We start from the raw sequence: 13,655 nt of genomic DNA, 5'->3' as shown, positions 1-13,655 counted from the left end.
GTTATTGCTTATCCTTTTTAGGCTTAACCACCTTTTTTAGAGGTGTGTTTTGAGCTTTAATGGAATCTCTTTTTTGCAATACTTGTTTAGGAATATTGCGAGCAGCTTTGTTTACTTTTTTAGGGTCTTCGCTTTCAGCTTCGTCAACTCGGTCTAACAACGCTTCATCAAAAAACTCTTCTTCAGGAACAAACTCTCCTAGTCCTTTTATAATAGGAAGTTCTAGTGGAGGATCGTCTTTAAAAAGGTCTTCAACACTAGTTGGACGTTCTTCTTCTCGCCAATCAAAACCTCTAAGTCGTCTAGCATTTTCAGGGAATTGAGATTCAGGAAATAAGTCTCCATCAACCTGATTGATTAGTCTAATTTCATTAATAGTGTTATCTGAAATTTGAATGTTGATACTACCAGACTTTGACTTGTTTATTCCAATGAGTTCATTTTCTCCATCTCTAGAGAAATAGATGATTTCAGCATTTTTTATGATATCAACATTATATAATTCGTTGTTTTTAAACAAGCCATATAGTTTTTGCCCCTTAATTTGATTAAATCCTGTGCCTAAAGTGTCTTTACTTATTAAAAAGGCATTGTCAAATACTTTTAAAGAGTCTAGTTCTTCGGTTTCAGTGTTTGAAATTAAGTGAATAGTGTCTCCACTCATTTGATTACCTAAGTTCCATAATATAGGTTTGCGCTTAGTAGCAAAAGCATCGGTTGATGAAAAGCGTGATAAATTGATAAGCTCGGTCAATCCTGTTTTATGGTCAGCATGAATAGAATCTGCTTTTCCACTTAAATCACTTTTGTAAATTTTGGCATTATAATAAGCCCTTGTAATTCGATGTTCAGGTTTACCAGTAACCATAAGCGTGTCACTGTGTATGTAAATGGAATCGTTTTCTTGTACTGTAATTGCTAAAGCACGTTTGGTGATGAACACAGAGTCTTTTTCTCTAAATACTTCGGCATAATGTCCTTTAATGATACTTTTATTTGTAGTATCTGTAACTTTTATGTTATTGGTTGCAGAAGCAAAACTTCGGTTTCGATCAAAGAACATACTATCACCTTCAAAAATTCGATTTTCATAATCTATTCTTGATTTTTTTACGAAATAACCAACATCGTTATTGGTGTCATAAAATCCTCTTTCGCAATAAATGTTTGAAGTTTCGCCTTTAATAGTTGTTGGACCATAAAGGTAAGCGTAACCACTTTCAGAATAAAAATCTAATTGGTTGGAATTAATTGTGTAATCAGGATTAACCAATACCACGTCTTTTAAAAAACGGTATTTTTTGCTGTCCATGTAATAACGACCAATTTGACTAGTAATAGTACCAGAAGAGTCTCTAACCACTTTTCCTTTACTCTTATAATAAGCTTGTTGTTTTGCTCGGTCAAAAAAGAGCGTGTCAGTTGTTAAGGTAGATTGCGGTTCGGTAAGTACAACGTCTCCACTGGCAAAAGCTAGTTTTGTAGTTCCGCTATATTCAACATACTTAGCAGTCATGTTTATAGTATCTCCTTGCTGCATTCTCACATTACTGAATGCCTCAATAAAGTTTTCGTTTTTATAATAAATGGCTTTATCACACCACATGTTTACACCATCATGAGTAACATGAATTTGTTGCTGGTCATTTCTTACAAAGGTTGCAATGTCTTTACCAACAGTAGAATCAGCAACCATAAAACCAGCATGCTCAATTTGTATTCTTTTACCTTCTTGAGCATAACTTTTAGTGACTACAAAAAGTATGAGTATAGTGTAATAGAGTAGGTTGTGTATTTTCAAGATAAAATTAATTTTTTTCAAAAATAACTATATTCTAAAGGCTTTCGTATGTGTTAACACATTTTTTAACAGAAAAAAGCCTGCTTAAAAATAATGAGCAGGCTTAGTATTTAGGTTTGTAAATTACTTTCTTACAATGGTTTGTTTTCTGTCAGGTCCTACCGAAACAATTGTGATAGGAAGTTCAAGTTCTTTTTCTAAGAAAGCGATGTAATCATTAAGTTGTTTTGGCATTTGAGATGCTTCAGTCATTTCTGTTAAGTCTTCATTCCAACCGTCAAACTCTGTGTATATAGGCGTTACATTTTTCTCTTCAATATTAAACGGTAAGTGATGTATGGTTTCACCTTTATAGTTATAAGCAGTACATACTTTTAACGATTTGAATCCAGAAAGGACATCACCTTTCATCATGATAAGTTGCGTAACACCATTTACTTGACATGCATAGCGTAATGCTACCAAATCTAACCATCCGCAACGACGTGGACGACCAGTTGTTGCTCCAAACTCATGACCAACTTTAGCCATAGTTTCTCCATCTTGATCAAATAATTCAGTAGGGAATGGTCCAGAACCTACACGAGTAGTGTAAGCTTTAAAGATGCCATACACTTCGCCAATTTTATTAGGAGCAATTCCAAGTCCAGTACAAGCACCTGCAGCTGTAGTGTTACTAGAAGTTACAAATGGATAGGTTCCAAAATCGATATCTAAAAGCGAACCTTGAGCACCTTCGGCTAAAATGGATTTGTCCGATTTTTGTGCTTGGTGTAAGTACTCTTCAGAATCTATAAACTGAAGTGTTTTTAGAGTTTCTATAGCATCAAAGAATTCAGCTTCAAGTTCTTTTAAATCGTACTGAATGTCAACATTATAAAATGCTATCATAGCTTCGTGCTTATCTGCAAGAGCTCTGTATTTTTCTTTCCAATCGGCAAGTTCTATATCACCAACTCTTATACCATTTCTTCCGGTTTTGTCCATGTAAGTTGGACCAATACCTTTAAGGGTTGAGCCTATTTTAGCCTTTCCTTTTGAAGCTTCGCTTGCAGCATCTAATAAACGATGCGTAGGCAGTATAATGTGAGCTTTTCTAGAAATAAGAAGTGATACTTTGTAGTCCACATCTTGTTCTGCTAATTTATCAAGCTCTTTTTTGAAGATTACAGGGTCAATAACTACACCATTACCAACTACATTTGCAGTATCGTTATGAAAAATACCAGAAGGTATTGTGTGTAATACATGTTTTTTACCATTAAATACCAATGTATGTCCAGCATTTGGACCACCTTGAAATCTTGCAATAATATCGTATTTGGAGGTGAGAACATCAACAATTTTTCCTTTGCCTTCGTCTCCCCATTGTAAACCTAGTAGTAAATCTACTGCCATTATAATTTAGTTAGTGTTATTTGTTTTTAGTTCCGTAAAAATAAAGTGAGTGATTGTTGATTTTTATATCAAAAACTTCTTCGATGGTTTTTTTGATAGATTGAATTCTTGGGTCGCAAAATTCAATTACCTCACCAGTGTCAGTTAAAATAACATGATCGTGTTGTTTGTCGAAGTAAGATTTTTCATAATGTGCTTGGTTTTGACCAAATTGGTGTTTTCTTACCAAGCCACACTCTAAAAGGATTTCTATAGTATTGTATAGTGTAGCACGACTTACACGATAGTTTTTATTTTTCATTTTGATGTATAGAGATTCAATATCAAAATGTTCTTCACTATCGTAAATTTCCTGAAGTATAGCATAACGCTCAGGAGTTTTTCTGTGTCCTTTTTCTTCTAAGAAAGCCGTAAAAACGTTCTTTACGATTTCTTGATTACTTTGTTCTGTCTTTACACTCATAATTAATCCCGAAGGTTCGGGAGCAAATTTACACATTTTTTACACTCTAGTAACCTTATCTATACCATTAATTTTTTTAAGGTTATCCATAAGTTTTTTTAACATGGAATTGTTTTTAACTACAACGTTGATTTTTCCTGTGAAAACACCATCGTCACTTTGAAAACTAATACTCTTCATGTTAACGTGCATATTTGAAGAAATAATTTTTGTAATGTTGTTTACCAATCCTAAATTATCAATACCAGATAATTTTATTTGAGCTGAAAATTCTTGTTGCGAAGAATCTATCCATTTTGCCTGAATAATTCTGTAGGCATAATTAGATTGTAAGCTCAAGGCATTTGGGCAATTCTTTTTATGGATTTTTATACCTTCATTAATAGTTAAAAATCCAAATACAGGATCTCCAGGAATAGGATTACAACAGTTAGCTAACTTATAATCTAGTTTTTCTTCTTCTTTACCAAAAACTAATAAATCATACTTTGAGGTAATCTCATCTTTTTCTATCTCTTCCTTAGAGATGTTTTGTCTTCTAGAGATTTTATTTTTGATAAAGCTAACTAAAGCATTGCTTCTAGATGAAGCAAAGTCCTTAAGCATACTATTGTCAATAGTGCCAATGCCAACACGATAAAATAAGTCTAAGCTTGTTTTTAGCTTAAAGTAAACAACCATGTCGTTTACAGCCTTTTCATCAAGGTTTATTTTAAGTTGCTTTAGTTTTCGTTTTAAAATCTCTTTACCGTCTTCAGCAATTGTTTTTTTCTCGTCTTTTAACGACCCTTTAATTTTGCTTCGAGCTCTTGCAGTGGTAGCATAGTCTAACCAGTTGGAGTTAGGTTTGGCATTTTCGGATGTTAAAATTTCAACTTGGTCACCACTTTGCAATTCTTGACTCAAAGGCACCAGTTTGCCATTTACTTTAGCTCCTCTTGTTTTCATACCTATTTCGGTATGGATACTAAAGGCAAAATCTAAAGGTGTTGCGCCTTTTGGTAACGATTTTAAATCTCCTTTAGGCGAGAAGACATAAATTTCTTTTGAATATAGGTTGAGCTTAAACTGTTCAACAAAATCAACAGCATTGGTTTCGTTAGTTTCTAATGCTTCTTGTAGTTTATTTATCCAGGTGTCTAGAGCATCTTCGGTATTACCTTGTTTGTATTTGTAGTGTGCTGCATAGCCTTTTTCGGCGATTTCGTTCATGCGCTCACTACGAATTTGAACTTCTACCCAACGTCCTTTAGGTCCCATAACCGTTATATGCAACGCTTCGTAACCAGTAGATTTTGGAGAGGATATCCAATCTCTTAATCGGGTTGGGTTAGGTGTGAAGTGGTCTGTAACTATGGAGTAGATTTTCCAAGCTAGGAATTTTTCGTTAGCGACATCTGACTTGTAAATGATACGAACAGCAAATTTGTCATATACTTCATCAAAGGTGACACCTTGTTTTATCATTTTTCTACGGATAGAATAAATAGATTTTGGTCGACCTTTAATGTCGTAATTTAAGCCTTCAGCATCTAAAGCATCTTTAATGGTTTTAGAAAAGGTTTCAATGTATTTGTCTTGCTCTTCTTTACTTTCCTTTATTTTATCATGAATGTCTTGATAAACTTCAGGTTCGGTATATTTTAAACCAAGATCTTCTAGTTCGGTTTTTATGTTGTAAAGCCCAATTCTATGTGCTAATGGTGCATAGATGTACAGTGTTTCAGAAGCTATTTTTTCCTGTTTATCACGTCTCATCGCATCCATGGTTTGCATGTTATGAAGACGGTCGGCTATTTTGATAATGATAACTCTAATGTCGTCGTTAAGCGTTAATAGCATTTTACGGAAATTTTCCGCTTGGGTGGAAACATCGGTTTCTTTACTTAGTGACGAAATTTTAGTAAGTCCGTCAACAATACGAGCAACAGTTTCTCCAAATAATTGTTCGATGTCATTTTTGGTATAATCCTCATTGTCTTCAACAACATCATGGAGCAGAGCAGCAGCAATAGAGATAGCATCCAAGCCTATTTCTGAAGCGACAATTTTTGCTACAGCTATAGGATGAAAAATATAGGCTTCACCAGATTTTCTACGTTGATCTTTGTGCGCATCAACAGCTACATCAAACGCATGACGGATTAATTTTTTATCGTCATTGGTTAATGTCTGGTAACTTACTTTAAGGAGTTCTTTGTAAGCTTTAGCAATGGCTGCATTTTCTTTTTCTATCTCAACTTCTGTCATAAAACTAAAGTACGCATTAGAAATTTAATGTGCAATTGCTTTTTATGGTTTTATTTAATGGAAAACAGTTACCAAACCTGTTAAAAATAAATGCTATTTAACCCATTAAATTTCGCATGCGTTGTAACAGTGTTGGGTGTGAATAATGCACAAATACGTAAGCTTTGTGAGGTGTTAAATTGCTAAGGCTGTTTTTGTTTAGTTTTTTTAAAGCTGTGATAAGCGGTTGCGCTTTATAAGTGTTTTTTGCGTAATCATCAGCTTGATATTCAAACTTTCTAGACAGCCAATTCATTACCAATCCTGTGATTTCAGAAATAGGCGCGTAGAGTAGTCCAAAAGCAACTAAACCAACATGAAAACTGTGTGTGCTTACACCTAAGGCATTAGAAAGTAATGGGTTGGTTATAAAAATGGAAAGCACATACAAGGTAAGTCCTGTAAGTAATACTGAAGCTACTAAGTTGTAAATAATGTGTTTTCTTTTGTAATGACCTACTTCATGAGCTAAAACTGCTACAATTTCCTCTTCTTCCAAATCATTGATTAAGGTATCATATAGTGTAACTCTTTTTTCATTTCCAAAACCCGAAAAGTAAGCGTTTGCTTTTGTGCTACGTTTTGAACCGTCAATCACAAATATTTTTTCAAGATTAAACCCAACCGATTGAGCATATTCTGAAATTTTATGACGTAAAGAGCTTTCTTCTAAAGGAGTTTGTTTGTTGAATAGTGGTACAATAAGCTTAGCATAAAACATATTCATAAATACCGAGAATATGGTTATGATGGCCCAAGCGTATAACCAAAAATGTTGTTGGGTAAGTTGAAATATGTAAATGATGAGTGCTAAAATTCCACCACCAATAACAGCCATCATTAATAAGCCTTTTATTTTGTCTAGAATAAATGTCTTTACGGTAGTTTTATTGAAGCCAAAACGCTCTTCAATTACAAAAGTCTTATAGTAAGAAAATGGAGTAGATAGGATATCACTACCAAACATGATTATACCAAAAAACACCAAAGCGACTACAATTGAGTTATCGCTGAAACGTCTTGCTAAAACATCAACATATTCGAAACCACCAAAACAAATAAAAGCCAACGTTAAAGCCACCGAAAAAGTTGAACTCCAAACACCAAACTTATAATTGGTGAGTTTGTAGGCTTGCGATTTTTTATATTCAGTGTCATCATAAACATCTTTAAGCTCGTTTGGTATAGCATCGTTAAAATGTTTTGCGTTAAGCGCATCTAGGATTTTATCAATAAAAAAATTTACAATGATTATTGCTATTATGATATAAAATAGAGTAGTGGCAGTCATATTAGGAATTAATAATTATCCGTTTAAAATTCTTTGGCGAACAGCTTCAAAAATAAGTATTCCTGCAGCAACAGACACATTCATAGAGTCAATTTCACCTTGCATAGGAATAATAATGTTATGTGTAGACTCTTGCAACCATTCGTCACTTAATCCAGTCGCTTCAGTACCTACAACTATAGCAGTAGGTAATGTAAAATCTTGTGTGTGATAGTTTACAGAAGCTTGTAGTGCAGCACAAAAAATGTTAATGTGATGTTGTTTTAAAAACGAAACGATATCTTTTGTTGAGCCTGTAACCACTTGCTTGGTAAACACGCAGCCAACGCTAGAACGAATAATATTAGGGTTGTATAAATCGGTTTTTGGGTTTGCAATAATTACAGCATCTACATTGGCAGCATCAGCAGTACGTAATAAAGCACCAATGTTACCAGGTTTTTCAGGAGCTTCGGCTACTAAAATCAAAGGGTTTTCACTTTTAAAGATAATATCATCTAAAAGATGTGATTTTGTTTTGGCAACAGCAATAATCCCTTCGGTTGTGTCTCTATGTGCAATTTTTTGAAATACATCTTTAGAAATTTCAATACGTTTAATGTTTGATGGTATTAATGAAGATAGTTCTTCTTCCGAAATCAATTCAGAATAAAACAAAACGGTATCCACGTCATAATTGCCTTTAAGTGCTAAAGATAATTCTCGTTTGCCTTCAATAAGAAACAATCCAGACTTTTTACGCTCACGCGATTTGTCTTTTAACTGAACAAGTTGTTTAATGTAAGGATTTTGTATGCTTGTAATTTCTTTTGTCATAACCAGACAAAAGTAGCCATTTTAGTCGATAATTTTATTGTAACGAATGTCTATTGAACAAAAAAGCGAACCATTTGGTTCGCTTTAAGTTATTCTTGATTTTTGAATTTATTGGAGTAGCGTTTCCACAATTTAGTTTGATGACTTTCTAAACTCACATCGCGACCATCAATAAAAGCGTGTGTTAAAACATTTGTACGCATATCTAATGCATCACCTTCGCTAATAAAAAGTGTAGCGCTTTTACCTTCTTCTAAAGAACCATATTGATCATCAATACCTAAAATTTTAGCAGTATTAAGCGTTATCATTTGTAATGCTTGCTCTTTTGTTACGCCATGAGCTACAGCTGTTCCTGCTAAAAACGGAAGATTTCTAGCATTCATACGCTCCATACTACCACTACTTTCTAAAGCAACTGTAACACCTTTGTCTGTTAATAGTTTTGCTAATTTATAAGGTAAATCGTAATCGTCATCTTCATTACTAGGTGTTTTATGAAGACGTTGTACTAAAACCGGAATATTGTTTTGCTTCAGTAAATCGGCTACTTTATAAGCTGAATAACCTCCAACAATAACCATGTGTTTAATACCATTTTTGTTTTTGAAGTTGATAACATCATTAATTCCTTTTTCGTCATCTACATTTACATATAGTTTTTTAGAACCATCAAAAATACCTTTAAGTGCTTCAAAAGGTAAGTTTGTGATTTTTTTGTCTCCATTGTTATAGGCTTTAGATTGGTCTAAATAATCTTGAAGTTCTTTAACTTGCTTCGAGTAGTTTTCGTTAGGTTTTAAACCAGGGTCTTCTCCACGCCACCAACGACCTCTAGAAAAACTATTAGGCCAATTAACATGAATGCCATCGTCAACTTTTATAGCAGCATCTTCCCAGTTCCAAGCGTCAAATTGAACGATAGACGATGTTCCTGAAATAGTACCACCTCTTGGTGTTATTTGTCCTATAAGTACTCCGTTTGGACGCATACTTTCAACCACTTTAGATTCGGCATTATAGGCAATTAAGCTTCTAATGTGTGGTTTGTAAGTTCCAATTTCGGCATCGTCATCAGTTGCTCTAACTGCATCAATTTCTACTAATCCTAAAGTAGTGTTAGGTACTATAAATCCTGGATACACATGTTTACCTTCGGCATTTATGGTTTCCATGTTAGTGATATTGATTTTTACAATTCCAGCATCGGCAACTGTAAGTAATTTACCATCTTTAATTATGATAATACTATTTTCAATAACCTTACCATTACCAATATGAGCTGTAGCTCCTACAATAGCAATGTCTTTAGTTTGCTTTGGAGCAGGTGTTTGTTGTGCTATCGCTGATGAAAAGCATAACACTAATAACACTATAAGGGTTTGTTTAATTTGTTTCATAATACTGTTTTTTTAGTGTTCATGGTGTTCGTTATCCATAGAATCGCAATGCAAAAATTCTTTTTCTTTTTTCTTAATAGGTTGTGTTTTTAATCCTTTGTTCTTTGCTTGTAACATTAAGTTGATGAGTTCGCTTTTTTCATTTTGAATTTTGCTTCTCATCATTTCATCTCGTTTTAAATCGAAATAGGTAACACCTTCAATAATGGTTTTTTCTGCTTTTGCATATATTGAAAGTGGATGGTCTGTCCATAAAACTACATCAGCATCTTTACCTACTTTAATACTACCAACTCTATCATCGATATGTAATAATTTAGCAGGATTAAGAGTTACGAATTTCCAAGCTTCTTCTTCACTAACACCACCATATTTTACCGATTTTGCAGCTTCTTGATTTAAACGTCGAGACATTTCGCCATCATCACTATTTATAGCAACTGTAACACCTTGGTTGTGCATTATTGCAGCGTTGTAAGGAATGGCATCATTTACTTCATACTTGTATGCCCACCAATCACTAAATGTAGAGCCACCAACACCATGTTCTTTCATTTTGTCAGCAAGTTTATAGCCTTCTAAAATGTGTGTAAACGTATTGATGTTGAAATTGAACTTTTCAGCCACTTTCATTAGCATATTTATTTCGCTTTGTACATAAGAATGACAAGAAATAAAGCGCTCTTTGTTTAATATTTCAGCAAGTACTTCAAGCTCTATGTCTTTACGATAAGGTTTTCCGCTTTTCTTTAAAGCATCATATTCTTTTGCTCGAGTGAAATAATCTATATAGAGTTGCTCAACTCCCATACGTGTTTGTGGGAATCTTGAGTAGCTAGACCAGTTAGACTGTTTTACGTTTTCACCTAATGCGAATTTGATAAACTTAGGACTGTTGTCATAAATTAAATTATCGGCAGATTCTCCCCATTTTAGTTTTATAATTGCTGAGCGACCTCCAATTGGGTTAGCCGAACCATGTAAGATTTGTATTGAAGTTACACCTCCAGCAAGATTACGGTAAATACTTATATCTCCTGGTTCTACAACATCTTCTATAGATACTTCGGCAGAAGAGTTTTGTCCACCTTCGTTTATAGATGCAGCAGCAATATGTGAGTGCTCATCAATAACTCCAGCAGTAAGATGTTTTCCTGTTGCATCAATAACTTTTGCGCTATTGTCTGATAGGTTTTGACCTATTTTGGCAATCTTTCCGTTTTTGATAAGTACATCAGTGTTTTCTAAAATTCCATCAGCTTCATTAGTCCAAACTGTAGCATTTTTAAATAATAATGTTTCGGCTTTTGGTAATTCGGTAAAACCATACGCATTGTTTGGGAATGTTACTGGAAATACTTTTTCAGTGGAGTCTTTAGATTTCTTTTTGTCGTCAGATTTAGTGTCGTCTTCTTTTTTTAAAGATTTAGCATAAAATGACATTTCGTTTCCTGTAGGCATTGTAGTTGTACCTCTAAGGTTGTTGTCACTATCAACATTTGCTATAATTCTAACAAACTCTTGTTTTGTAGAATCTTTTGTTGTCATTGAAATAGTAACCCAATTATCACTGTAGCTTACTTTAGAACCTAAGGTATTGTCACCACTGATAATTTCAGATTTCAATTTGCTAAGTTCTCCTTTTAATGACATTTTATAATCTTCACCAGCTAATCTAAACTCATAGTCGCCTCTAATGTCTTTAATAGTCATGTCTTCTATAACATTTTGCTGACCAAGTACCCAGTTTTCATATAATGTGGTTTTTTTATCAAAAATGTTTCCAGAAGTAATTAAGAAGTTAGCGTAAGTTTCGTTCTTTAAAGAACCAATAGTATTTTGCTTTCCTAATAATTGAGCAGGAATAGTAGTAAGTGATTCCAAAGCTTTTTCTTCAGAAAGTCCATATTCAATGGCTTTTAAGAGGTTGGATTTAAACTCTTTTGGCGATTTTAATGAATGCGTAGTTAACGCAAATTTGATATTGTTTTCAGCTAAAACCTTTGGGTTTGTTGGTTTTTGATTCCATGCTCTCATATCGCTAAGCGATAAACCTGAAGCTAAAAACGGATTTTCAACATCGTAAGCATCTGGGAAATTAATTGGGATAATCAACGACGCGTTTGTGTTTTTTACTTCGTTTACACGTTCGTATTCATCACCACCTCCAAGTATAACATATTGTACACCATATTCATCACCAACTTTATCAGCTCTTAATAAGTTAGCTCTACTACCTGCAGCAAAAATTTGAATTAAGGATTTATTCTTATTTAGTGCTTCAAGAGATAAATCTTTTGTTTTAGAGTTTCCTTTTGCATACCAATCAGCATCAATATACAGTTGTCTTAGTAAAGCCATGCTTCCCATAATAGAAGAAGGATAAGACTGTCTTGAAGTCACACTTTTAGAAAACGAGAAGTATTGCGCAGAATGATCATCTAATATTCGGTTAGCGTTGGTGCCTTCGCTATCAAGCGCTACAAGCATTCCGCTACCTCTAACAATTCCATCTTGTATGTGTGCGTTAAGTGTTCCAAAACCTGCTTTAATGTATTCTGAAGCTTTTTTGCTGTCAAAACTAAAGCGGTCTATTGCTTTGTTTTCAGGCATTACATGGTCGTTCCAGTAATATCCTGATCTGCTAGGTTCGTACTGTGCACTTCTGCCACTTCCTGAGTCTCGTTCAGGGGCTTTGATACCAAAATCGGAATAGATGTCAATAAAAGAAGGGTAGATGCTTTTACCTGAAACATCAATAATTTTAGTGTTTTTTGGAATGCTAACAGAAGTTCCTGTAGCAACGACTTTTCCGTCTTTAATTAAAAGTGTTCCGTTTTCAATAACTTGAGTAGGAGTCACATAAATTTTAGCATTTGTAAATGCAGTGTAGTTAGTGTTTGTTGCAACTACACCATCATTTTTTGGAAAATATTCTTGTGCGTAAAATGAAAAACAGCACAAAAATGTTAAGATAGTGAGATACGGTCTTATCATTATGTAAGTGTTGGTTAAAAAATAGAAAGCTAAAGATAGAAATATTGCCTTTAGTAACGAACTAATACACTTTTTTTAACTTTTTTAGAATGTATTATTTTCAAAGTAATTTACTAAAAGTGCAACTACATAACTATAGCTTTCCATACCATCTATTTGGTTGTTAGCTTTTAGAAATGTATCGTAAGTAGATTTAAACAAAGGCTCAGTTGGATTTTGATAACTGTCCCAAAAGTCTCTAACCTCTTGATAGTTTTTCAAAATGCCTTTATTCACTTTAGTAACCAAAGTTTCATACTGTTTAGGATCGCGTCTATAAATTTCGTGTAGGCAATGTCTTAATGCAAACGCATAACCAGAATACTTAAAATAAATATCATCATGATGCATTGCTGCCATACTACCTATAAAGTTAGCTTCATTTTCAGCAGCATAACCCAATTGGTGTGCTACTTCGTGGCTTGCAGTGGTTGGATATTTAAAAGTTGGAATCAGTCCATCAATTTGTGCTTCATTGGTAAACGGATTTAAATACCCTGAAAAGCCCATATAAGTTAGTGGTAAACTATAAATAGAACGTTTAACGCTTTTAGGCTGATAAGCTAAATGAGGAAATTTTTTAGAAAGTTTATCATAGCCTTTAGGGGTTTTTTGTAATAATTCTGTTTTGCTGTAAGGCATATCAACCTTAATAGTGTCATTATTTGTAATGGCTATATGAACAGTGTTTACAGTACTAATTAGACGCTCTGTAGTTGCTACAAGTGCTTCAGTAGTATAGTCTTTTTCTATATTAAGCGCTTTGTGTAGTGGTAGCCTGTAATAATTAAAAGCCCAAAGTAAATGAAATGTAAAATACCCTATAGATACGGCTGATAATACATCTAAAATCCACGCTTTTGTGTCTTTTATTACACGTTTTCTATTTACAAACAACCATCTTAATATATAAACAGTAGCTAAGGTGTATAACACATCACCTACAGAAAAAGGCACCCAACCAAAAACGTATCGCATCAGTTTTGAGATGTATACATAAAGACCATTGCTGTATAATTGTTCAACAACATCAGGAAAACGTGCTATAATTTTCAAGAGTATAATTTGAAGTACAATTGAAAACGCTAGTATGGATTTGAGGTATTTCTGCATAAATCAAAAATAGAAAATAGTTTTATAAAACATACGCTATTGGTTACC

At 33.8% G+C, this 13,655-nt stretch carries 9 protein-coding genes; all 9 read right to left on the bottom strand.

Features of this window, described 5'->3' with window-relative positions:
* Window position 1: 1 nt before the first annotated feature.
* Entirely contained in the window at window positions 2-1,696 is a 1,695-nt protein-coding gene (locus A8975_RS10780; RefSeq protein ID WP_410504198.1) for an OstA-like protein, read from the bottom strand.
* A gap of 228 nt (window positions 1,697-1,924) precedes the next feature.
* The gene (locus A8975_RS10775) at window positions 1,925-3,199 is read right to left on the bottom strand and encodes an adenylosuccinate synthase (protein WP_134200429.1); all 1,275 of its coding nucleotides are present in this window, start codon (window positions 3,197-3,199) and stop codon (window positions 1,925-1,927) included.
* Window positions 3,200-3,215: 16 nt separating this feature from the next.
* Window positions 3,216-3,662, bottom strand: a complete 447-nt coding sequence (locus A8975_RS10770; protein ID WP_129760439.1) for a Fur family transcriptional regulator — start codon at window positions 3,660-3,662, stop codon at window positions 3,216-3,218.
* A 39-nt stretch (window positions 3,663-3,701) separates the two neighbouring features.
* The gene (locus A8975_RS10765) at window positions 3,702-5,912 is read right to left on the bottom strand and encodes a RelA/SpoT family protein (RefSeq protein WP_129760440.1); all 2,211 of its coding nucleotides are present in this window, start codon (window positions 5,910-5,912) and stop codon (window positions 3,702-3,704) included.
* Between the two features lie 97 nt (window positions 5,913-6,009).
* Window positions 6,010-7,242, bottom strand: a complete 1,233-nt coding sequence (locus A8975_RS10760) for a M48 family metallopeptidase (protein WP_134200427.1) — start codon at window positions 7,240-7,242, stop codon at window positions 6,010-6,012.
* 15 nt (window positions 7,243-7,257) lie between these two features.
* Window positions 7,258-8,058, bottom strand: coding sequence for a TrmH family RNA methyltransferase (locus tag A8975_RS10755; RefSeq protein WP_134200424.1), 801 nt, complete (start codon window positions 8,056-8,058; stop codon window positions 7,258-7,260).
* Between the two features lie 89 nt (window positions 8,059-8,147).
* A complete protein-coding gene (locus tag A8975_RS10750) occupies window positions 8,148-9,458 on the bottom strand; it encodes an amidohydrolase family protein (RefSeq protein WP_134200422.1) in 1,311 nt (436 codons plus the stop codon).
* A 12-nt stretch (window positions 9,459-9,470) separates the two neighbouring features.
* Window positions 9,471-12,455 carry an amidohydrolase family protein gene (locus tag A8975_RS10745; protein WP_134200420.1) on the bottom strand — a complete coding sequence of 995 codons (2,985 nt, stop codon included), beginning with the start codon at window positions 12,453-12,455 and terminating at the stop codon, window positions 9,471-9,473.
* Between the two features lie 84 nt (window positions 12,456-12,539).
* Window positions 12,540-13,607, bottom strand: coding sequence for a DUF3810 domain-containing protein (locus A8975_RS10740; RefSeq protein ID WP_134200418.1), 1,068 nt, complete (start codon window positions 13,605-13,607; stop codon window positions 12,540-12,542).
* Window positions 13,608-13,655: the final 48 nt, after the last annotated feature.

It is taken from the genome of Meridianimaribacter flavus (genome assembly GCF_004366715.1).
Classification (GTDB): domain Bacteria; phylum Bacteroidota; class Bacteroidia; order Flavobacteriales; family Flavobacteriaceae; genus Gaetbulibacter_B; species Gaetbulibacter_B jejuensis.
Note: the sequence above shows the minus strand (reverse complement) of the source record. Positions and strands in the feature narration are given on the sequence as shown.

Coding starts and splice junctions, on each gene's coding strand:
- A8975_RS10780 (WP_410504198.1), bottom strand. CDS start 1,696: ATGGTTGCTGATTCTACTGTTGGTAAAGACATTGCAACCTTTGTAAGA.
- A8975_RS10775 (WP_134200429.1), bottom strand. CDS start 3,199: ATGGCAGTAGATTTACTACTAGGTTTACAATGGGGAGACGAAGGCAAA.
- A8975_RS10770 (WP_129760439.1), bottom strand. CDS start 3,662: ATGAGTGTAAAGACAGAACAAAGTAATCAAGAAATCGTAAAGAACGTT.
- A8975_RS10765 (WP_129760440.1), bottom strand. CDS start 5,912: ATGACAGAAGTTGAGATAGAAAAAGAAAATGCAGCCATTGCTAAAGCT.
- A8975_RS10760 (WP_134200427.1), bottom strand. CDS start 7,242: ATGACTGCCACTACTCTATTTTATATCATAATAGCAATAATCATTGTA.
- A8975_RS10755 (WP_134200424.1), bottom strand. CDS start 8,058: ATGACAAAAGAAATTACAAGCATACAAAATCCTTACATTAAACAACTT.
- A8975_RS10750 (WP_134200422.1), bottom strand. CDS start 9,458: ATGAAACAAATTAAACAAACCCTTATAGTGTTATTAGTGTTATGCTTT.
- A8975_RS10745 (WP_134200420.1), bottom strand. CDS start 12,455: ATGATAAGACCGTATCTCACTATCTTAACATTTTTGTGCTGTTTTTCA.
- A8975_RS10740 (WP_134200418.1), bottom strand. CDS start 13,607: ATGCAGAAATACCTCAAATCCATACTAGCGTTTTCAATTGTACTTCAA.